This is a genomic window from Sphaerisporangium sp. NPDC005288, assembly GCF_040607475.1.
Classification (GTDB): Bacteria; Actinomycetota; Actinomycetes; order Streptosporangiales; family Streptosporangiaceae; genus Sphaerisporangium; species Sphaerisporangium rhizosphaerae.
This window is the reverse complement of the sequence record NZ_JBEXGT010000005.1, coordinates 250,957-272,289: the sequence shown is the minus strand read 5'-3', so window position 1 is coordinate 272,289 and position 21,333 is coordinate 250,957. Positions and strand designations below refer to the sequence as shown.

Sequence of the window (21,333 nt, the reverse complement as noted above, 5' to 3'; positions counted from 1 at the left end):
CTCCCCTGCACCGACAGGACATGACAAGTGACCGCGAATGAGGATTTTTTCCGCGAGAAGCGCGCTGCGGCGGTGTTCAAGCATGGAATTTTGAAGCGCTACCCGGCGATCTTCGCCTCGAAGGCCGGCTTCCGGGTTCAAGGTCGTCGGGTCGTCTTCGTGGACGGCTACGCGGGCCGGGGTCGATACGACGACGGATCGCCTGGCTCTCCCCTCCTTCTGGTACAGGCCGCTGAGTTCGTCACCAACTTCCGCAATGTCGCCGGCATTTTCGTAGAGAAGAACCCGCAGCACTACACGCGCCTCGTGCGGGTGCTCGCCGAAGAGGCGGACGGACTCAGGTACGAGACCATGCAAGGTGACCTTGGGGAGCGACTGCCGGAGGTGCTGTCCAGGGCGCAGGACGCGGCGCTCTTCGTGTTCCTCGATCCGTTTGGAACAGCACTCGCCCACCAGGAACTCATCACGATCCTGGAACGGGATGGACCACCGACAGAGGTGCTTCTGCACTTCAGCGTGAGCGCGGTGGCCCGACTGGGATCCGCCGTCAAGCAGACGCACACCCGCGAAATCCTTGCCCCAGAGGATCAGAAAAAGGTTGACCGGCTCAATCGCTTCCTCGGCGGCGATTGGTGGCAGGCGTACTTCACGCAGGTGGCCGGAGATGATGATCTTGGCACGGCTACGTCCGCCGCCCTTGACGTCTGTGACAGATATCGCGAGATCATCAAAGGCGAGACGGCTTACGATTCAGTGAGTATGCCTGTGCGGCCTCACCCGGACAACCAGCCGAGGTATGTCCTCGTACTGTTCACCGGCCACGTGGAAGGGAAGTGGCATTTCGCCGACACTCTGGGTAAGGCAGGCATGGACTGGCACGAGGCATGGCGCAATGATCTCGTGGCCAGAGACCGCCGTAAGCGCGAATCTTCCGGTCAGGCCACCCTATTCGACATGCACACCGATCTGCCGATCTTTGACCGCGAAAAATACCGGAAGACCGAAGAACCGAAGTGGATCGCGGCCGTCGAAGAGAACATCATCCAGCTACTGGCAACTTATGGAACGTTCCGCCTTGCCGACCACGTGGCCGAGGTCTACGGGCAAACGCTGGGGTCGGCCTGGATACCACATGTACGGAGGGCCGCACAGAGCCTGCACGAAAGAGGAATTATCGGCGCCATCGGGAAAGACAAGCGACTACATCTGGACCCGATAGTGCCGGTCAGGCCGTCATAGTGCGATATGAGGGCATGGCGCCTGGACCGCGCGATGGCATCTGATCCCATGTGCGGCCGTCCAGCAGCCGACCACCGGCCTTGGGAGTTCTGCCTCCCCACTGCTTGAAGAAAAAGGCGACATCAGCACGAAGACACTGATCTCGGAGCTGACGCACCCAGTCGGGGTTCACCGGTCGGGCGCCAGGCCCGCTCTCGCCGCCGGCTATCAGCCAATGGACATCGGTCAGATCAAGGCCACTGAGTGAGCCCAGCAAGGGTTCTGCGGAGATGAACCGCACAGCCGCCGGAACGCGCCGCAGAGCGGCGACTCTGGTCATCGCCTCTTCGTTCTCGACACTCACCCCCATCCAGACGTTCTCCGGCCACGAGAGGCGGTGCGCGACGCGTGCGAGCCTCGTGGCCCGCTTCGTCAGCACCTGATAGGTGTGCTGAGGCGTCGCCGCCATCACGTCGAAGACGCGGCGCACGAAGTCGAAGGGAACTCGAGCGTGGAACAGGTCGCTCATGGAGTTCACGAAAACCAGTCGCGGTTCGCGCCACCGCTGCGGCGCGCTCAGGGTGTCCTCGTGCAGGGTGACCCTGAATCCCGGGCCGCTGGTGCGAGGGTCGCCGTCACGCTGGTACTTTGCAGCGCCCATCGCTTTCAGCCGATTAGCCAGCGTAAGCGCGTAACAGTTATCGCAGCCGGCTGAAACACGATCACACCCTGTTGTGGGGTTCCATGTCACTTCAGTCCATTCGATCCGGCTTCGGCCAGCCATTGCCCGCTCCGTCCGCTTGGCTGCTCGTGCTAAGCACCTGACATCCCTCATTATTAATACACCACAGCGGCGATACATTTCTCCCGATCTCCGATGGAACACAATTTCGCCCCACCGGCACGTCTCGGTCGACCGCAGGCGACGTCATGGACACTCAGCCGAGACCGTGCACGGTGATGGCTTCTCCATCGCGGAGGCACTCGCTCACGACGCCGGCGAACCCCGACAAAACGCCCATTCTCCGCCGAATTCCCGGAGATGGCGTACCCCCGAGCGGGAAATGTGCCGGCCTCTCTATTTCGGCTGCGGTGAGGCGCTGATCGTTGTGTAAGCGGCCTGCAAGCGAGGCGTCGTTCACTTGGTGGCAGGCGGGGGCGGTGTGGGGGGAGCGCGCGCCGTCCGTTCGCCGTGGACGCCAGAGGAGGCACCTATGACCACGTCAGAACATCCCGTACTGCCCGCGTCGTCCGTCCGGCGCGCCATCGGCCGGCGGGTGCCGCCCTGGTGGCTGGGACTGCTGCTGGTCCCGGTGGACGTCTACCTGGCCATCAGCCTGGGCGAGAAGCACGGCCTGGCGGTCGGCGTCCTCGCGGCGGTGGTGTACGGGGCGCTGACGTTCGTCCCGCTGTTCTTCGAGGAGGTCACCGCGTGGTCGAAGGCCCATCCGGTGCTCGACGGCCTGGTGCTGGTCCCGCTGATCTTTCTGGCGCTGGCGTACCTGACCCCGCTGTCGCTCGCGATGTGCGCGGCGGTCACCGCCGCCTGCGCCCTGCCGTGGCCCGTCGTCGTCACCGTCCTGCGGCGACGGCGACGCCGGACCGGATGACCACCACCACGGCGGCGACGCCGCGCCGGACGCCACGAAGGCAGTGCCAGGTGTCCACATTCGGTCACGCCCTTGCCGGATAAGTCTATATAGATAGAGTTACCCGGGTGATCAGAGCCCGACGTCCTTCCCCGCAGACCGTCGCCGTGCTGTCCGCCCTCGCCGCCGACCCGTCCGAGTGGCGGTACGGCTATGAGCTGGGACGGCAGGTCGGCCTCAAGGCCGGTTCCCTCTACCCCATCCTCATGCGGCTGTCCGACCGGGGGATGCTGGAGACGGCATGGGAGTCCGACCCTCCAGCGGGCCGTCCGCCCAGGCATCTGTACCGCCTGACCGGCGCCGGGCTGGAGATGGCCAGGGCCGCGGCCGAGGCGCCGGCGGGCCGGGTCAGCGGCGAGCTGCGGAGCGCGTGGTGAACCGGCGGCCGTCCCGGGACGCGGCGGGCCGCCTGCTCGGGCTCGCGGTGTGGCTGCTACCCGCCGCGCGGCGCGAGTGGGGTGCCGCAATGCGGAGCGAACTGGAGCAGGTCGACGGCGGTGGGGCGCGCCTGCGCTTCGCGCTCGGCTGCGTCCGGGCCGCCCTGGTCCAGCCCTCGGCGCAGCGCGCTCTCGGCCACCTGGGAGGCACGGCGGCCGCGGTGGCCGCGGTGCTGGCGGCCGGCATCGTCTACCCCGGCGCCCGGGTGCTCGTCGTCGCGCTGACGCTGGTTCTGGCCGCACTGGCCTGGCTGGGCGGCAGGCCGGGCCTGTTCGGGCCGGTGGCGGGCTCGCCGGCGGCGCGGGTGATCCGGACCGCCGGCTACGCCGTGGCGGTGACGTACCTGCTGGTCGCCGTCAGGGACCTTCGCGGCCCGCAGTACCTGCGACCTGAGCTGCACATCCCGCTCAGCATGATCATGCTCGTTCTCTATACCACCGTGATGCTGGCGGCCACCGCCCGCGGGTCGGCCGCGCGGCCGGCGGCGCTCGCGTACGGGACGGCGGCGGGTGTGGTCGCCGGGGCGGCGGGCTTCGCGCTCATCCCTTTCGAGCGCGTCATGCCGCCGCTGGCCGACGCCCTGCCGGGGCGGGATCTCTGGCCGGCGTTGGCGCTCGTGGGCGCCCTGGCGGCGGCGATGTTCGCGGTCGCCCGGCGCACCGGTGACACCGCGCAGGTGTTCGTGGCCGTGCTCTGCGCCGGCGCCGTCGGGTGCGCGGTCGTGTCCGTCCTCGGCGACGCGGCGTGGCTGCTGTTCCCTGAGCGGATGCCGAGCATCGTCCCGCTCAACGCAGGCTCGCCGCAGGTGCGGCAGGCGCTGAGCCGCATGGAGGCGGGCGACGAATACGTCGCGGCCATCGTGTGGGGCAGCCTGCTCGCCGGGGTGCTGGCGACGATGATCCGCCCGGTGGTACGGAGACGGACGGCGGTGCTGCGGACGCTGACCTTCGCCGGCGCCGCGCTCACCAGCCTCGCCGCGACCGCCGGCGAGCAGACGGGCGCCGTCCTCAGCGCCCTGGCGGCCATCGTCCTGGGGATCCTCACCTTGACCACCGCACCGAGGCGGGAGGGAACCCGGCCGTCGTGGCAGCGGTCCGGGCTCCGCGGGGACGTCGAGACGTGAAGCAAGCGCATCCGCCTTGTATGGCGAGCGGGTCACCGGGTCCCCGCCGTAGGACGGCGCCGGCATGGCCCGGGTGGAGAGCGGCGCCCGGTGAACGTATGCGGTCACCGCACTTGTGGGTAACTTTTTCGTCATATCCCCCTGTTAATGTCGATTGAAATTTCAATCACGCCGTAGCCTGCGCACCTGTGGACCACCCCGGTACGCGTGGCCTACCGGCTACGGGGAAGTCCGGGGGAACAGGTGACATCCGTCGAAGGCCCGATGGCCGACGTCCGTGACATGTACATGGCGCACATCTCGCTGCGCCGGGAGTTCGGTCTCGCGCCCACCCTCGTGCGGGGCGTCACGGCAGGCGACAAGGCCAGATGCGAGACGGTCAGCGACCATCTCGGCCTTCTCTGCACCATTCTTCACGCGCACCACGGTGGAGAGGACGCACTCCTGTGGCCAAAGCTGCTGGAGCGCGGGAGCACGGAGGTAGCTCCGGTCGTGCTCCGGATGGAAAGCCAGCACGAGGTGATCGACCGGACGAACGAAGAGGTCATGGCGGGGCTGACCGCCTGGCGCCGCGAGGCTTCCGCGCACGACCGCGAGGTGCTGGCAAGCGCCCTCGACCGGCTCGACGCCGCGCTGGTCGAGCACATGGCGCTGGAGGAGAAGCACATCCTCCCCCTGGCCGAGAAGTACGTCACGGCCTCCGAGTGGCAGGAGCTCGGCAAGCACAGCATGGAGGAACTGCCGAAGAAGCGGCTCCCGCTGGCCTTCGGCATGGCCATGTACGAGGGGGACCCGCAGGTCATCAAGAACATTCTCGCCGAGGCTCCCCTGGTGGCGCGACTGCTGATGCCGATCATGGCTCCGCGGGCGTACGCGTCGCACGCGAAGCGGGTGTACGGCACCGCCACGCCCGCCCGCAGCCAGGGCTGACCGGCACGGGACGCGGCGGGGCCGGCCGGCGACCGGCTGCGTGAGCGCCCCGGAGGGCACTGGGCCATCCACAGCAGGGCCGTCCAAAGCTGGGCCGTCCAGAGCAGGACCGTCCAGGCGGGGCCATGTGACGGGCGGCTTGGTGTGGGGGCCGCATCAGCCCTGTCCCTGTCCGGCCCTCTCTCTGTCCGGCCGTCACTGCGTGCTGCCCGGCGGCCATTGTGGTCGCGGTCGCCGGTCGGAACAGCACGCTGACCCATGCTGCGGCGTCGGCAACTGCCGCGGAGAAATGCCGTAGCCACATGCGCGTCGAGGGTGATCGACAGGGTGGTGGAAACGTTTCCCCGAGCGGCTGGGTGACGCCCTCCGAGGCCGGTCGCGACGTCGCCCGTCCGTAGCGACAAAAGCCCGATTCTCGCTACACATAGTGACAAAGCTCAAGATTCACACCTTTCTACCTCGACGTATGCGCAAAGGCGCGTTTGAGAGCCGCTTCGCTCGGTAACCAGACCACTCGCGGCCCTACGGAGGTATGCCGATGCGGTTTCTGGGGATCAACGCCATATTTCATGATCCGGCAGCGGCCTTGGTCGTGGACGGAGAGGTCGTCGCGGCGGCGGAGGAAGAACGGTTCAGCCGCCGCAAACATGGCAAGCGTCCCGTGCCCTTCTCGGCCTGGGAGCTCCCCGAGCAGGCCGCCGCGTGGTGCCTGAGCCAGGCGGGGCTGCGCCCCGAGGACCTGGACGGCGTCGCCTACTCCTACGATCCCGAGCTCGTGCGCCTGGACCAGCAGTCGCCCGCCGGATTCGGCCCGCCGGCCGCGGCTCCCGGGCTCGCCTGGGACGCGGCGATGCCGCCCGACCCGACGGCCGAGGTCTGCTGGGAGGGCCTGCGCACCACCTACGCGCGCCGCGCTCCGGCGTTCCTGGCCACCGCGCTGCCCGGCCTGGACACCGCGCAGGTGCGGTTCGTCCCGCATCACGTCGCGCACGCCGCCTCGGCCGGATTGGCCGCGCCCTATCGTGATTCGGCGGTGCTGGTGTGCGACGGGCGGGGTGAGGCGGTGTCGCACCTGGCCGGCCATTACCGCGGCGGCGACCTGGCCGTCCTGGCCGCCCAGCAGCTCCCCCACTCGCTCGGGCTGATGTACGAGGAGGTCACCGAGCATCTGGGGTTCCTGCGCTCCAGTGATGAGTACAAGGTGATGGCGCTGGCCTCCTACGGCGAGCCGCGTCATCTGGGTGAGCTGCGCGAGCGCGTCTACACCACCGGCGATGGCGGGTTCCGGGTGGAGGCGGTGGACTGGGGGCAGTACGCCAAAGCGCTGCGCCGGGGCGAGTCGTGGACCGCCGACCACGCCGATCTGGCGGCCAGTGTGCAGGCGCGGCTGGAGGAGGTGCTGCTGGAGCTGGCCCGGTGGCTGCACGAGCGGACCGGTGAGCGGTACCTGACCATGGCCGGCGGGGTGGCGCTGAACTGCGTCGCCAACACCCGCCTGCTGACCGAGGGCCCGTTCCAGGACATCTGGGTCCAACCGGCCGCCGGGGACTCCGGCACCGCGCTCGGCGGCGCGCTGCACCTGGCACACCTGCACGGCGACGCCGTCGTCCCGATGACGGGCGCCGACCTCGGCCGCGGATGGACCGACGAGGAGCTCGCGGCCTGGCTGACCTCCGCGGGAGTGCCCTATACGCGGCCGGGGGACCTCGGCGACGCGGTGGCCGCCGAGCTGGCCGCCGACCGCATCGTGGCCTGGTTCCAGGGCCGCTCGGAGTACGGCCCGCGCGCCCTCGGCCGCCGCTCGCTGCTCGCCCACCCCGGACGACCCGGCAACACCGAACGCCTCAACGTCGTCAAAGGCCGCGAACAGTTCCGCCCAATCGCCCCCATGGTCCTCGCCGACCGCGCCCACGAGATCTTCGAGCGCGGACCGCTGCCCAGCCCCTACATGCTGTTCGTCCACGACGTGCGCCCCGAATGGCGCGACCGCATCCCCGCCGTCGTCCATGTGGACGGCACGGCACGGGTGCAGACCGTGGACCACGGCGCCGAGCCGTTGCTCGCGCGCCTGCTGGAGGCGTTCCAGGCCCGCACCGGACTGCCCGTCGTGGTCAACACCAGCCTGAACACCGCCGGCCGTCCCATCGTGGACGACCCGCGCGACGCGCTGGAGTGCTTCGGCTCCGCCCCGGTCGACGTACTCGCCATCGGCCCCTACCTGGTGCGCCGTGGGGAGGTGCTCCGCTCATGATCACTGTCGTGATCCCCACCATCGGCCGGCGGAGCCTGCGGCGGGTCCTCGACGCGCTGGACGCGGACCTGCCGACCATCGTGGTGGACGACCGGCCGCGCTTCTCCCCGGCACTGAAGGTGCCCGGCCACGTCCAGGTGCTGCGCACCGGCGGGCACGGGCCCGCCGCCGCGAGGAACGCGGGCTGGCGGGCGGCCACCACGCCGTGGGTCGCCTTCCTGGACGACGACGTCGTGCCGCGCCCCGGCTGGCGCGACGCGCTCGTCACCGACCTGGCCGACCTTCCAGGCGACGTCGCCGGCTCGCAGGGGCGCCTGCGCGTCGACCTGCCGAGCGGACGGCGGGCCACCGACGCCGAGCGCAACACCGCCGCGCTCGCCGGAGCCGCCTGGGCGACGGCCGACATGGCCTACCGCAGGTCGGCGCTCGACCGCGTCGGCGGCTTCGACGAACGCTTCCCGCACGCCTACCGCGAGGACGCCGACATCGCGCTGCGGCTGCTCAAGGCCGGGTACGGGCTCGCCAAAGGCCGGCGCGTCACCCTGCACCCCGTGCGCGACGACGGGTTCTGGGCCAGCGTCCGCGCCCAGCGCGGCAACGCCGACGACGCGCTGATGCGGCGGTTGCACGGGGCGGGCTGGCGGGCGGCCGTCGACGACGTCCCCGGCCGCCTCGCCCTTCACGCGCTGACCACCGCTCTCGGCCTGCTCGGGTGCGCCCTGATGGCGATCGGCGGCCGCGGGACGCGCGGCGGCTCCCGCGCCCACCACAGCCTTCCCGCACTCGGCTCCGGCGCCCACCACAGCCCGTCCGCGCTCGGCTCAGGCGCCCACCACGGCCCGTCCGCGTCCGGCTCTGGCGCCCATCACACCCCGTCTGCGCTCGGCTCAGGCGCCCACGGCCCGTCCGCGTTCGGCTCTCGCCGCCTGGCCACGCTCGGCTCCGCGGCCGGGCTGGCCTGGCTCGCGCTGACCGCCGAGTTCGCCTGGACGCGGCTCGCGCCCGGCCCCCGTACCCCCGAGGAGGTGCTGCGCATGGCCGTGACCAGCGTGATCATCCCTCCGGTCGCCTGCGTGCACCGCCTGCGCGGCGAACTGCGGGCGCGCCGGTGAACGGGCCCGGAACCGTGCTCGTGGCGCGGCTGGACAACGCCGGGGACGTGCTGCTGGCCGGCCCCGCCATCCGTGCGATCGCCGCCTCGGCCCGCGAGGTCGTGCTGCTCACCGGCCCGAACGGCGGCGCCGCCGCCCAGCTCCTGCCGGGAGTGCACCGGGTGCTGGAATGGCGGGCGCCGTGGATCGACCCCGAGCCGCTGCCGCTGAGCCGCTCGCACGTGGACCGGCTGACCTCCCTGGTAGAGAAGGCCGCACCGGAGATGGCCGTCGTGCTGACCTCCTTCCACCAGTCGTCGCTGCCGCTCGCGCTGCTGCTCCGCCTGGCCGGTGTGCCGCGCATCGCCGCGATCAGCGAGGACTACCCCGGGTCGCTGCTCGACGTGCGGCACATCGTGGACGAGACCATGGACGTGCCCGAGGCCGAACGCATGCTCGGCCTCGTCCAGGCCGCGGGGTTCGAGCTGCCCCCCGGCGACGACGGAGCGCTCGCGGTACGCCGGCCGCTGCCCTCGGTGCACCAGTTCACCGGACCGCCCGGGTACGTGGTCGTCCACCCGGGGACCTCGGCGCCCGCGCGGGCCTGGCCCGCCGAGCACCACGCCCGGACGGTGCGCGACCTGGTCCTCGCCGGAGTGCGGGTGGTCGTGACCGGCGACCCGGACGAGCAGGCGCTCACCGCACAGGTCGCCGGCGCCTACGGCAGCGACCTCGGCGGCGTGACGACCTTCCCCGAGCTCGCGGCTGTGCTCGCCGGCGCCTCGGCGGCCGTAGTGGCCAACACCGGGCCCGCCCACCTGGCGGCGGCCGTCGGCACCCCGGTGGTCAGCCTGTTCGCCCCGGTCGTGCCGGCCGCGCGCTGGGCGCCGTACCGCGTGCCGGTCGTCCTGCTCGGCGACCAGGACGCGCCGTGCCGTGGCAGCCGGGCGCGCGTGTGCCCGGTCGCCGGGCACCCGTGTCTGTCGTCGGTGACCAGCGAGCAGGTCGTCGGTACGGTGCTCGCGCTCGTCGCCGCCCAGGGAGACGGCGCGGGGCGAGACGGCGCAGGGCAGGGCGGGGCCATCCTGCCGCTCCGGACGGTCCCGCCGGAGCCTCACGGCTCGGGGCCTCAGGCCCCGGAGGCTCACGGCTCGAAGGCCCAGCGCCCGGAGGCCCACGGCCCGAAGGCTCACCGCCCGGAAGCTCACCGCCCGGAGGTCCCCGGGGCGGACGATCCCGGTCTCGGCGACGGGGGCCCGGGCGGCGTCCCCGAGGGGGCGCGATGAGGATCGCCCTGGTGTCCGAGCACGCCAACCCGCTCGCCGCCGTGGGAGGCGTCGACGCGGGCGGCCAGAACGTCCACGTCGCCGGCCTGGCCGCCGCCCTGGCCGGGCTCGGCCACGAGGTCACCGTGTACACCCGGCGCGTCGCCGGGCACGAACCGCTCACGGTGACGATGTCCCCGGGGGTGACGGTCGAGCACGTGCCCGCCGGACCGCCCGAGCCGCTCCCCAAGGACGAGCTGCTGCCGCACATGCCCGCCTTCGCCGCCCATCTCGCGCGGCGCTGGCGGGCCACGCGGCCGGACGTCGCGCACGCGCACTTCTGGATGAGCGGGCTGGCGGCCCTGACGGCGGCCGAGGAGCTCCGCGTCCCGGTCGTCCAGACCTTCCACGCGCTCGGCACGGTCAAACGGCGCTGGCAGGGCGCGGCCGACACCAGCCCTCCCGGCCGCCTCGCCGTCGAGCGCGACATCGGACGGCGGGCCGCCGCCGTCGTCGCCACCTGCACCGACGAGGTCAGGGAGCTGGCGGCGATGGACGTGCCGGTCGAGCGGGTCACGGTCGTCCCCTGCGGCGTGGACCTCGCGCTGTTCCACCCCGACGCGCCGCTGCCGCACCCGGCCGACGCGGACGGGCGCCGTCCGCGACTGGACGGGGTCGCGCGGATCCTCAGCATCGGCCGGCTGGTCCCGCGCAAGGGGGTCGAGACGATCATCGAAGCGCTGGCGCACGTGCCCGGGGCGCATCTCACCATCGCGGGCGGCGACCCCGGCGACGAGGAGTCGACGCGACTGTCCCGGCTGGTCGCAGCGTCCGGGCTGTCCGGCCGGGTCCGGCTGATCGGCAGCGTCGCCCGCGCGGACGTCCCCGCCCTCATGAGATCGGCGCTCGCCGTGGTCACCGTGCCGTGGTACGAGCCGTTCGGCATGGTGCCGGTGGAGGCCATGGCCTGCGGGGTTCCCGTCGTCGCCTCGGCGGTCGGCGGCCACCTGGACACGGTGTCCGGGTGCGGCGCGCTCGTGCCGCCGCGCCGGCCCCGCGCGCTGGCCGGAGTGCTCCGCGACCTGCTCGCCCGGCCCGACGTGCGGGCCTCGATGGCCGACGCTGGCGTGCGCCGCGCCCGGTCCAGATACGGCTGGCCGCGGGTGGCGGCGCAGACCGAGTCGGTGTACCGCAGCCTGATCGGCGACCGCCTGGACCGGCTCGCCGCGGCGGGAGGTTGACAGCCATGCACCCGCACTTCTCGCGGCTGAGCGCCGCGCTGTCGGCGGTGGACGCCGATACCCCGAGGGTCCGCGCCTGGGGCCGCACGCTGGCCGCGGTGCTGGCCGGCGGCGGCAGGCTGCTGGCCTGCGGCAACGGCGGATCGGCGGCCGAGGCGCAGCACCTGACGGCCGAGCTGGTCGGCCGCTTCCGCACCGACCGGCGCCCGTACGCGGCGATCCCGCTGCACGCCGACACCTCCTCCGCCACGGCGATCGCCAACGACTTCGGCGCCGAGGAGGTGTACGCCCGGCAGGTGCGCGCGCACGGCCGCGCCGGGGACGTCCTGCTGTGCCTGTCGACCAGCGGGACCAGCAAGAACGTGCTCGCCGCCGCCGAGGCCGCCCGGGAGTGCGGGCTCATCACCTGGGCCCTGACCGGGCGCGCCCCGAACCCCCTGGCCGCGCGCTGCGACGGGGCGGTGGCGGTGCCCTCGCAGGACTGCGCCACCGTCCAGGAGGTCCACCTCGCGGTGATCCACCTGCTCTGCGACGCGTTCGACGCCTCGCTGCGCGACGAGCACACCTCCGCCGACCGGGCTTCCTCCACACCGCTCAACAGACAGAACGGGCAAGACAGGAAGGTCCCACCGGACGAGCAGACCGTGCTGGACGGACAGGCCCACCGGAACGAGCAAGACCGGCGGAACGGGAAGGTCCCGCAGGACCAGCGGAACGAGCAGGACCAGCGGGACGGGAAGGCCCCGCAAGACGAGCAGACCTTGCTGGACGGACAAGTCCGCCGGAACGAGCAAGACCGGCAGAACCAGCAGGACCGGCGGGACAAGAAGGTCCCGCAGGACCAGCAGAACGAGCCGGACCGGCAGAACCGGCAGGACCTGCGGAAGGGGCACGACCGGCGGGGCGGGAAGGTCCCGCCGGATGAGCGGAACCGGCAGAACGTGCGGAACGGGCAGGACCGGCGGGACGGTCGGGGACGGACGGTTCGCGGGACGGGTGAGAGGGGACGCGGATGAGGGGAGGCCCGATCGTCGTCGTCGGCGACTCGCTGCTCGACGTGGACATCGAGGGCGACGCCGAGCGGCTCTGCCCTGACGCGCCGGTCCCGGTGGTCCGCGGGCGCACCGAGCACCGCCGTCCCGGAGGCGCCGGGCTCGCCGCGCTGCTCGCCGCCCGCGAGGGCGCGGAGGTGGTGCTGGTCACCGCGCTCGGCGAGGACGCCTCCGGGGAGCGCCTGAGCGCCCTGCTCGCCGGATTCGCCGAGGTCGTGCGTCTGCCGCTGCGCGGGACGACGTCCCGCAAGACGCGGATCCGCGCCCGCGGCCAGACGCTGCTGCGGGTCGACACCGGGGACGGCCGGGCCTGGCGCGGCCCCGAGGGAGACCGGGCGGCGCGGGCGCTGCGCGGCGCGGGCGCGGTGCTGGTGTCCGACTACGGGCGCGGCGCCGCCGACACCGTGCGCGACCTGCTCAACCGCCGCACCGCGCCGCTCGTCTGGGACCCGCACCCGGCGGGATTCCCGCCGGTGCCCGGCTGCGCGCTGGTCACGCCGAGCGAGCCCGAGGCCGCGGTGCTGTACGGCCGGCCGTGCACCGGCGTCGAGCAGGCCGCCCGCCATCTGGTCCGCGAGCTGCACGCCGAGGCGGTCGCCGTCACGCGCGGCGCCGACGGAGCCGTCCTGTGCACCCGCGCCGGCCGGACGCTGCGGGTGCCGCCGCCCATGCCGATCACGGGGGGCGACACGTGCGGCGCCGGCGACCGGTTCGCCGCCTCGGCGGCGCTGGCGCTGCGCGACGGCGCGTCGGTGCAGGAGGCGGTGACGATGGCGGTCACGGAGGCGACCCGGTTCGTCGCCGCCGGCGGCGCCGCGGCCATCCGCCTGCCGGCGCCGCCGCGGGCCGACCGGACGCGCGCGGCGCTGGACGACCGGCCCCGTACGGCGTTCGAGCTGGCGGCCATGGTGCGCGCGACGGGCGGGCGGCTGATCGCCACGGGCGGCTGCTTCGACCTGCTGCACGCGGGCCACGTCAGCCTGCTGCGGCAGGCCAGGGCGCTCGGCGACGCGCTGATCGTGTGCGTCAACTCCGACGAGTCCGTCCGCCGCCTCAAGGGGGCGGGCCGGCCTGTCGTCGCCGAGCGCGACCGGGTGGAGATCCTGCGTGCCCTCGGCTGCGTCGACGCGGTGGTGGTGTTCGAGCAGGACACCCCGTGCCTGCTCATCGACCGGCTGCGGCCGGAGGTGTGGGTCAAGGGCGGCGACTACACCGGGCAGGAGCTCCCCGAGGCCCAGGCGGTGCGGCAGGCCGGCGGCGAGGTCGTCGTCCTGCCCACGGTGCCCGGCCACTCCACCACCGGGCTCATCGCCGCCGCCCAGGAGGTGGTGTAGGCGGCGCCCCCGGGCACGCCGGCACCGGCACCGGCACCGCGCACGGACATACCGACATCCGGCATCCGGCACCCGCACACCAGCGGCACCCAGCACCCGGCACCCGGCACCCGGCACCCGGCACACTGACGCCCCCGGCGCACGACCGGCCCCCCGTTCTGCAGCGAGGAGAAGCGAACATGGTGGGGAACATCCTGATCACCGGCGGAGCGTCCGGCCTGGGGAAGGCCACGGCCGACGCGGTCGCCAAGGCGGGCGGGCGGCCGCTGGTGATCGACGTCGGCGTGCCCGAGGACGGCGTCGACCACGTCGTGGCGGACGTCGCCGACCGCGACCGGGTCCAGGCCGCCGTGACCGAGCTGGCCGAGCGGGTGGGCGGCCTGGACGGGGTGGTGACGGCCGCCGGCATCGACCGGTGCGGCCCGCTGGCGCAGGTCCCCTCTGTCGAGTGGGAGCGGGTGATCGGCGTCAACCTGCTCGGCACCGCCTCGGTGGTGCGCGCCGCCCTGCCGTACCTGGAGCGCTCGGCGGGCCGCGTCGTCACCTGCGCCTCGACGCTCGGCCTGCGGGCGGTGGGGGACGCGACGGCGTACTGCGCGGCCAAGTTCGGCGTCGTCGGCTTCACCCGGGCGCTGGCCGCCGAGCTGGCCGGCCGGGTCGGCGTCACGCTGCTGGTGCCGGGTGGCATGCGCACGCGCTTCTTCGACGGCAGGGACGAGCGGTACCGTCCTGGCCCGGACGCCCGGCTCAACCAGCCCGAGGACGTGGCCGCCGCCGTGGTGTTCGCGCTCGGCCAGCCTCCCGGGTGCGAGCTGCGCGAGCTGGTGGTCTGCCCGTCGACCGAGCCGTCATGGCCATGAACCGCACGCCCCGCCCGGCCGCCGATGAGCGCCCCGCCCACACGGCGTCCAGCGAGCGGCCCCCCTGCGGGGTGTCCGGCGAACGCCCCGCCCCGTCGGCGCAGGGTAAGCACACTGTCCACCCCGCGTCCAACGGGCGGTCCGTCCGAGCGGTGCCCAGCGAGCGGCCTGTCCACCCGGCTGCCGGCAAGCATCCTGTTCGCGCGCCATCCAGTGCGCGGCCCGTCCATATGGTGTCCGGCGGACGCCCCGTCCGACCGACGTCCAACGAGCGCCCCCTCCACACGGCGTCCAGCGAGCGGCTCGTCTGCGGGGTGTCCGGCGAACGCCCCGTCCCGTCGGTGCTCGGTGGGCACCCCGTCCACCCCGCGTCCGGCGAGCGGCCCGTGCTGCTGGTCGTGCGCGCGCTGGGACTCGGCGACCTGCTCACCGCGGTTCCCGCGCTGCGCGGGCTGCGGCGGGCCTACCCCGGGCACCGCCTCGTCCTGGCGGCGCCCGCCGCGCTGGCCGGCCTGGTGCCGCTGATCGGCGCCGTGGACGAGCTGCTGGACGTCCCGGGAGTGGGGCCGGTGCCGCTGCGCCGTCCGGACGTCGCGGTGAACCTGCACGGGCGCGGGCCCGAGAGCACCGCCGCGCTGTCCCGCACCCGTCCCGGACGGCTGCTCACCCACGCTCACCTGGAGTTTCCCTGTTTGGAGGGCCCGCCGTGGCGGCAGAGCATGCACGAGGTGGACCGGTGGTGCGCGCTGCTGCGCTGGTACGGCATCGCCGCCGACCCGGCCGACCTCCTGCTCGACCCGGACGCCCTCCAGGGTCGGCCGGACCGCCCCGCTGAGGGCCTCGACGGGCCCGTAGCCGACCTGGAGGGGTCCGGAGCGCACCCCGACGGGCATGGGGCGGGTTTCGATGGCCTAGGGGCGGACCTCGACGGACTCGGGGCGGATGCCTCGGAGGCCGGGGCGTGGGGCGGGGTGGTGGTGCATCCGGGCGCGGCGTCAGGGGCGCGGCGCTGGCCGGCGGAGCGGTTCGCCGAGGTCGCCGCGGCGCTCGAACGCGCCGGGCACCGCGTGGTCGTCACCGGGACCGCCGCCGAACACCCCCTCGCCGTCCGCGTCGGCACGCTGGCCGGCCTACCCGCCGGACGCGTCCTGGCCGGCCGCACGGACCTGCGCGGCCTCGCGCGGCTGGTCGCCGGAGCGCGGATGGTCGTGTGCGGGGACACCGGCGTCGCGCACCTGGCGACGGCCTTCGCGACGCCGTCGGTCGTGCTTTTCGGCCCGGTGGCGCCCGCGCAGTGGGGCCCGCCTCCGACAGGCCGTCATGTCGCGCTGTGGGCGGGACGGCACGGCGACCCGCACGGGAGCCGGCCCGATCCCGGCCTGACGGAGATCGGCGTCGGAGCCGTGCTCGACGCCGTCGCGGACCTGCTGGAGGTGAGCGTGCGATGAGAGCACACCGGGTCGTCGTGACCGGGGGCGCGGGGTTCCTCGGCTCCCACCTGTGCGAGCGGCTGGTGGCCGAGGGCGCAACGGTCATCTGCATGGACAACTTCCTCACCGGGTCTCCCGCCAACGTGGAGCACCTGATCGGCCGGCCGAGGTTCCGCCTGGTCGAGTGCGACCTGACCGGCTACGTCCACGTGCCGGGCGAGGTGGACCTGGTGCTGCACTTCGCCTCGGCGGCGTCCCCGACCGACTACCTGCGCCACCCGATCGCCACGCTCAAGGTGGGCAGCCTCGGCACCCTGCACGCGCTCGGGCTGGCCCGGGAGAAGGGCGCCCGGTTCGTGCTGGCCTCCACCAGCGAGGTGTACGGCGACCCTCTGGAACACCCGCAACGCGAGACGTACTGGGGCAACGTCAACCCGGTCGGCCCGCGCAGCGTGTACGACGAGGCCAAACGCTTCTCCGAGTCCTTGACCACGGCCTACCGCCAGTCCCACGGCGTGGACACCGCCATCGTGCGCATCTTCAACACCTACGGCCCCCGCATGCGGCCCCACGACGGCCGCGCCATCCCCACGTTCGTCCGCCAGGCCCTCCACGGCGAGCCGATCACGGTCACCGGGGACGGGAGCCAGACGCGGTCGATCTGCTACGTGGACGACACCGTGGACGGCGTCCTCACCCTGGCCGACAGCGACTTCGCCGGACCGGTCAACATCGGCAACCCCTCCGAGATGTCCATGCTCCGGCTCGCCACGACGATCAGGGACCTGACCGGCTCTTCCTCGCCGATCACGTTCGTCGACCGGCCCGTGGACGACCCGGCCGTGCGCCGCCCGGACACCTCCCTCGCCGTCTCCAGGCTCGGCTGGCGCCCGACGGTGGACGCGATCACCGGCCTGCGCCGCACCATCGCCTGGTTCGAGCGCGAACTGTTGCAAGCCACCAGCCGACCGGCGTCCTGAACGCGGACCTGGCGCCCACGTCCTGAACGACGAGCCGGCGGCCGGTGGGGCGGCCGTCGACCTTCGTAGGGCGGGCGCCGCCGTCTTGTGGAAGTTTCAGCCCGCCCCGCCCGGGCGGCGGTGTCGCCGGAGCGGATCGGCTGAGGTGAGCGCGGCCGTCCGCGCCAGGCCCTCTCGCGACCGTGGCGGCGACCGGCGAGCGGCCATGGCGCGGCGCGGCAGGCTCGGCTTAGTTTCGAGCGAATCAGTCGCGACGGAAGGTCAGGCCTCGCGGGTATGTCGACGCGCCGGCCATCGAATCGTTTCAACGCACGGTTCGGTGCCCGGCGCTCCGCACGAAGAGGAGAGTCATGCGCTACTTCGCGAGATCGCCGGTCCGCCGGCTGGTGATCCTGGCGGCGGCGACCGCCACGGTCGCGGCGACCGGGACGGCGACGACCGTCGCGGCCCAGGCCGCCGCCGGCTGCCGGGTCGACTACGCGGTGGCCTCACAGTGGACGGACGGCTTCACCGGCAACGTCACCGTGACCAACCTCGGCGACGCGATCGACGGCTGGCGGCTGGTGTGGGCATTCACCGCCGGCCAGCAGGTCAGCCAGGCGTGGAACGCCACCGTGACCCAGAGCGGCGCGCAGGTGACCGCCGCGGACGCCGGCTACAACGCCGCGCTGGCGACCGGCGCGAGCGCCTCCTTCGGCTTCAACGCCTCGTGGAACAACTCCAGCAACCCGGCTCCGGCGTCGTTCACCCTCAACGGGGTGACCTGCACCGGAACGACCGGCCCGACGCCGACCCCCACCCCGACCGTGACGCCGACCGTGACGCCCACGCCCACGCCGACTCCGACCGTCACCCCGACCCCCACGCCCACCCCGACCCCGACACCGACCCCGACGCCCGCGAACGCGCGCCAGGCGGAGCGGCTGAACCGGGGCCTGGTCAGCGTGCGGTCCGGCAGCGGCAACCTGGTCTCCTGGCGGATGCTCGGCACCGACCCCTCAGGCGTCGCCTTCAACCTCTACCGCGGCTCCACCAAGCTGAACTCCTCGCCGATCACCGGGTCCACGAACTACCTGGACAACGGCGCGGCGGCCGACGCGAGTTACACCGTGCGGCCGGTGGTCGACGGCGCCGAGCAGGCCGCCTCGGAGAGCTCCCTGCGCTTCACCGGCGGCGCCTACCTCGACGTGCCGATCTCGCCGCCGTCCGGGGGCACCACCCCTGACGGGGTCGCCTACACCTACAGCGCCAACGACGCCAGCGTGGGCGACCTCGACGGCGACGGCCAGTACGAGTTCGTCCTGAAGTGGGACCCCTCCAACGCCAAGGACAACTCCCAGTCCGGCTACACCGGCAACGTGTTCGTCGATGCCTACAAGCTCAACGGCACCCGTCTGTGGCGCATCGACCTGGGCCGCAACATCCGCGCCGGGGCGCACTACACGCAGTTCCAGGTGTACGACTACGACGGCGACGGCAAGGCCGAGGTGGCCATGAAGACCGCCGACGCGACCAAGGACGGCACCGGCGTCGTCATCGGCAACTCCGGCGCCGACTACCGCAACTCCTCGGGTTACGTGCTGTCGGGGCCGGAATACCTGACGATGTTCAACGGGCAGACCGGCAAGGCCATGTCGACGGTGAACTACGACCCGCCGCGCGGCACCGTGTCCTCGTGGGGCGACAGCTACGGCAACCGGGTCGACCGGTTCCTCGCCGCCACGGCCTACCTGGACGGCACCCGGCCCAGCCTGATCATGTCGCGCGGCTACTACACGCGCACGGTGATCGCGGCGTGGGACTTCCGCAGCGGCGCGCTGACCAAGCGGTGGACCTTCGACTCCAACTCCGCGGGTTCGCAGTACACCGGCCAGGGCAACCACAACCTCGCCATCGCCGACGTGGACGGCGACGGCAGGGACGAGATCGTGTTCGGCGCGATGGCGATCAACGACAACGGCTCCCCGTTGTGGAACACCGGCAACGGCCACGGCGACGCCTTGCACGTCGGAGACCTGGACCCCTCGCGTTCCGGCCTTGAGGTCTTCAAGGTGGACGAGGATTCCAGCAAGCCGAGCTCGTGGATGGCCGACGCGCGCACCGGCCAGGTGCTGTGGACCACTCCGGCGAACGGCGACAACGGGCGCGGCGTGTCCGACGACATATGGTCCGGCAGCGCCGGAGCGGAGTCCTGGTCGGCCAAGGCCGACGGGCTGCGCAACACCAAGGGCGCCAACATCGGCGCCAAACCGTCCTCGATGAACTTCCTGGCCTGGTGGGACGCCGACCCGATCCGCGAGCTGCTCGACCAGACCCAGGTGGACAAGTACGGCACCAGCGGCTCGACGCGGCTGCTCACGGCCTCCGGCGTGCACTCCAACAACGGCACCAAGGCGACGCCCTCGCTGTCGGCGGACCTGTTCGGCGACTGGCGCGAGGAGATCGTCTGGCCGACCAGCGACGACCGCGCCCTGCGCATCTACGCGACCACCACGGTGACCGACCGGCGCATCTTCACCCTGATGCACGACATCCAGTACCGCGAAGCGGTCGCCTGGCAGAACACCGCCTACAACCAGCCCCCGCACCCGAGCTTCTTCATCGGCAACGGCATGTCCACCCCACCCCAACCCGCCCTCTACCTGCGCTGACCGCTCGGCCTAGCCGATCATCCTCCCGGCCGGCCGCGCCATGCGGCCGGCCGGTCAGGGGGTGTACTCGGGGGAGCCGCCGGTGAGGTAGAAGGAGGTGGACCGGTGTCGGGCTTCCAGGGCGGCCTCGAGGCGGCGGACGAGGTAGGCGGGCATGAGGGCCCGTGCCTCGGTGGGGTCGAAGAAGCCGCAGGCGTCCAGTTCCTCCTCCTGCAGGACGAGGCGGTCGGCGTCCGGCAGGTGGCCGCAGTCGAACAGGAAGTGCACCAGCGGGAGGGGCCGGTCGCCGAACGGGGGCACCCAGTGCACGCCGAGCAGGCGGCCGACCGGGACGGTGAGGCCGAGCTCCTCGGCCAGCTCGCGGGCGCACGCCTGGTCGGGGGTCTCGCCCTCGTCCACGTGCCCCCCGGGCCAGAGCCAGTGGTCGCGGTAGTTGGGCTTGACCAGCAGCACCCTGTCCTGCGCGTCGGTGATGAACGCCCCGGCGCCGGCCAGGGTCTTGTTGAGCCCGGCGTAGAACTCCTCGGGCGGAAGCGCGACCATGACCTCGACCGTATCTCCGCTGATCTACCGGCTGCCCGTGGACCCCGCCCGAGCAGAAGGGGGGACGGCCGCGTGGCCTCCCCTGTCACCGGTCGCGGACGGTGGTCGTCACCGCGACCATGTCACTGATCGACGTGACGCCTGGCCTGGGCGGCGGTATCCGTCTGGGCCTGCGGGCCGGCGGCGGCCGGGGGGTCGGGGAGGGGGCTGAACGGCTCGGGGAAGTGGGCGGTGCCGATGAGGCCGCCGCGGGCGCGCGATCTGCCGAGCACCTGCCGCCGCGTCGCGACGGCCTTCGCCGGGTCGTCGTCGTGCCGGTAGACGATCGCGGGGTCGGCGAGCTGCGTCGGGTGCAGGAACACGTCGCCCGTCAGCAAGAGCGATCCGACCTCGACGATCTGGTGGCCGGGCGTGTGGCCGGGGGCCAGGAGCACCCGCACGCCCGGGGCCACCTCGGCCTCGCCTTCGACCGCGTCGACCAGCCCGGTCAGCGGGCGCAGCACGCGTTCAAGAATGGCGTTCGGCCCCGCGCCCTCGATCCAGTCGATCTCGGCGCGCTGGACGACGTGCCGGGCGTTGGGGAAGGTCGCCACGCCGTCGGTGACCGCCCCTGAGGCGTGGTCGCTGTGCAGGTGGGTGAGCACGACGGTGTCCACCTCCGCCGGCGCCACGCCCACGGCGGCGAGCTCGTCCACCAGCCGCCCCGGCACCGGCGCCCAGGCGGACGCGGGCGAGTCACGCCCGCCCAGCCCCGCGTCCACCAGGATCGTGCGGTCGCCGCGAAGGCGCAGCAGGTAGCAGCGGAAGTGCAATATCCACTCGCACGCGGTGAGCGCGGCGCGGTGCTCGGGCGAGCCGCCGACGAAGTTCGCGCCGGGCGCATGGCGCAGGTCGCCGCCCATGGGGCCCACGGCGTCCCGCAGCGGCACGACCTCCACCCCGGAGACCATCATCGGCTCGTACGCCATCGCGCGCTCTCCTGAACTGGACGCCTCGACACGTTCGGCCGCCAGGGACAGATCGGCCGCGGGCCCCAGCTTGGCATGGTCTCGGGACCCATGGGATGGCGATCGCGTGATCCCGGCACAAGGACGGCGGTGCCCACGCTGAACGGGACAGCAGGGCTTGCGCGGAGGGGACGGCGGTGCCCACACGGAATGGGACAGCAGGGGCGGAGGCGGTGCCGATGATGGCGCGCACCAGCCTGCAGATGATGGGACGGCGGGGCTTGCGCGGAGGCGGTGCGGTGATGTTATGGTAAAGATGGCTCTCCAGGT

General features: G+C 72.8%; 17 protein-coding genes and 1 pseudogene. 15 read left to right on the top strand and 3 right to left on the bottom strand.

From position 1 onward, the window contains the following. The first annotated feature begins 27 nt into the window (after nt 1-27). Nucleotides 28-1,239 (top strand): three-Cys-motif partner protein TcmP, encoded by a 1,212-nt coding sequence (tcmP, locus tag ABZU32_RS07705; RefSeq protein ID WP_354918601.1) that lies wholly within the window; start codon nt 28-30, stop codon nt 1,237-1,239. Here tcmP and ABZU32_RS07700 read toward each other — a convergent pair. Next, a complete protein-coding gene (locus tag ABZU32_RS07700; RefSeq protein WP_354918598.1) occupies nt 1,226-2,002 on the bottom strand; it encodes a phage Gp37/Gp68 family protein in 777 nt (258 codons plus the stop codon). The genes tcmP and ABZU32_RS07700 overlap by 14 nt on opposite strands. Before the next feature lie 430 nt (nt 2,003-2,432). On the opposite strand from ABZU32_RS07700, the gene ABZU32_RS07695 reads away from it, so the two are divergent. From ABZU32_RS07695 to ABZU32_RS07630, 14 genes and pseudogenes are all read left to right on the top strand, one after another. Continuing rightward, entirely contained in the window at nt 2,433-2,828 is a 396-nt protein-coding gene (locus tag ABZU32_RS07695; protein WP_354918595.1) for a hypothetical protein, read from the top strand. 107 nt (nt 2,829-2,935) lie between these two features. After that, entirely contained in the window at nt 2,936-3,244 is a 309-nt protein-coding gene (locus ABZU32_RS07690; RefSeq protein ID WP_354918593.1) for a helix-turn-helix transcriptional regulator, read from the top strand. An 89-nt stretch (nt 3,245-3,333) separates the two neighbouring features. Beyond that, nucleotides 3,334-4,428, top strand: a complete 1,095-nt coding sequence (locus tag ABZU32_RS07685) for a hypothetical protein (protein ID WP_354918590.1) — start codon at nt 3,334-3,336, stop codon at nt 4,426-4,428. Nucleotides 4,429-4,671: 243 nt separating this feature from the next. Next, complete coding sequence (locus ABZU32_RS07680) at nt 4,672-5,358, top strand: hemerythrin domain-containing protein (protein ID WP_354918587.1); 687 nt, start codon at nt 4,672-4,674, stop codon at nt 5,356-5,358. A gap of 538 nt (nt 5,359-5,896) precedes the next feature. Then, a complete protein-coding gene (locus ABZU32_RS07675) occupies nt 5,897-7,609 on the top strand; it encodes a carbamoyltransferase C-terminal domain-containing protein (RefSeq protein WP_354918585.1) in 1,713 nt (570 codons plus the stop codon). Continuing rightward, complete coding sequence (locus ABZU32_RS07670) at nt 7,606-8,721, top strand: glycosyltransferase (RefSeq protein WP_354918582.1); 1,116 nt, start codon at nt 7,606-7,608, stop codon at nt 8,719-8,721. The genes ABZU32_RS07675 and ABZU32_RS07670 overlap by 4 nt, the downstream gene beginning before the upstream one ends. Further along, nucleotides 8,718-9,986 (top strand): glycosyltransferase family 9 protein, encoded by a 1,269-nt coding sequence (locus ABZU32_RS07665; RefSeq protein ID WP_354918579.1) that lies wholly within the window; start codon nt 8,718-8,720, stop codon nt 9,984-9,986. The genes ABZU32_RS07670 and ABZU32_RS07665 overlap by 4 nt, the downstream gene beginning before the upstream one ends. Next, nucleotides 9,983-11,206 carry a glycosyltransferase gene (locus ABZU32_RS07660; RefSeq protein WP_354918576.1) on the top strand — a complete coding sequence of 408 codons (1,224 nt, stop codon included), beginning with the start codon at nt 9,983-9,985 and terminating at the stop codon, nt 11,204-11,206. The genes ABZU32_RS07665 and ABZU32_RS07660 overlap by 4 nt, the downstream gene beginning before the upstream one ends. Nucleotides 11,207-11,211: 5 nt before the next feature. After that, a pseudogene (locus ABZU32_RS07655) lies at nt 11,212-11,757 on the top strand (SIS domain-containing protein); the annotation flags it as partial. Nucleotides 11,758-12,218: 461 nt separating this feature from the next. Next, nucleotides 12,219-13,592: a D-glycero-beta-D-manno-heptose 1-phosphate adenylyltransferase gene (gene rfaE2 / locus ABZU32_RS07650; RefSeq protein WP_354918573.1), complete on the top strand. Its 1,374-nt coding sequence runs from the start codon at nt 12,219-12,221 to the stop codon at nt 13,590-13,592. A gap of 179 nt (nt 13,593-13,771) precedes the next feature. Continuing rightward, a complete protein-coding gene (locus ABZU32_RS07645) occupies nt 13,772-14,452 on the top strand; it encodes an SDR family oxidoreductase (RefSeq protein WP_354918570.1) in 681 nt (226 codons plus the stop codon). Between the two features lie 314 nt (nt 14,453-14,766). Further along, nucleotides 14,767-15,900, top strand: coding sequence for a glycosyltransferase family 9 protein (locus ABZU32_RS07640; RefSeq protein WP_354918567.1), 1,134 nt, complete (start codon nt 14,767-14,769; stop codon nt 15,898-15,900). Beyond that, nucleotides 15,897-16,862, top strand: a complete 966-nt coding sequence (locus ABZU32_RS07635; protein WP_354918564.1) for a UDP-glucuronic acid decarboxylase family protein — start codon at nt 15,897-15,899, stop codon at nt 16,860-16,862. Before ABZU32_RS07640 ends, ABZU32_RS07635 begins: the two co-directional genes overlap by 4 nt. Nucleotides 16,863-17,212: 350 nt before the next feature. Further along, nucleotides 17,213-19,513, top strand: coding sequence for a cellulose binding domain-containing protein (locus ABZU32_RS07630; protein WP_354918561.1), 2,301 nt, complete (start codon nt 17,213-17,215; stop codon nt 19,511-19,513). Nucleotides 19,514-19,567: 54 nt separating this feature from the next. Here the strand turns inward: ABZU32_RS07630 and ABZU32_RS07625 are convergent, their stop codons facing one another. Further along, complete coding sequence (locus ABZU32_RS07625) at nt 19,568-20,056, bottom strand: NUDIX hydrolase (protein WP_354918558.1); 489 nt, start codon at nt 20,054-20,056, stop codon at nt 19,568-19,570. Nucleotides 20,057-20,178: 122 nt separating this feature from the next. Further along, on the bottom strand, nt 20,179-21,024 hold the full coding sequence (locus tag ABZU32_RS07620) for an MBL fold metallo-hydrolase (RefSeq protein ID WP_354918555.1): 846 nt from the start codon (nt 21,022-21,024) through the stop codon (nt 20,179-20,181). Nucleotides 21,025-21,333 lie beyond the last annotated feature (309 nt).